This window comes from Haemophilus sp. HMSC071C11, assembly GCF_001837655.1.
Lineage (GTDB): Bacteria > Pseudomonadota > Gammaproteobacteria > Enterobacterales > Pasteurellaceae > Haemophilus > Haemophilus influenzae.
Window position 1 is genome coordinate 1 of the sequence record NZ_KV833403.1, and the last position, 251, is coordinate 251.

Below are 251 nucleotides of genomic sequence, written 5' to 3' on the forward strand. Positions count from 1 at the left end.
TTTTAATTTTGAAGTCTTAATAGGTGCTTAACTGAAAATTCATCATTACTTTTTTAAGTAGTGTTTTATTTATAGCTAAGCAGTTTATTGAGCGATTGAACTTGAATTGAAGAGTTTGATCATGGCTCAGATTGAACGCTGGCGGCAGGCTTAACACATGCAAGTCGAACGGTAGCAGGAGAAAGCTTGCTTTCTTGCTGACGAGTGGCGGACGGGTGAGTAATGCTTGGGAATCTGGCTTATGGAGGGGG

1 rRNA gene is annotated in these 251 nt (G+C 41.0%); it reads left to right on the forward strand.

The window, feature by feature from the left end:
* Nucleotides 1-103: 103 nt before the first annotated feature.
* Nucleotides 104-251: ribosomal RNA gene (locus HMPREF2644_RS02350) — 16S ribosomal RNA — on the forward strand; the annotation flags it as partial.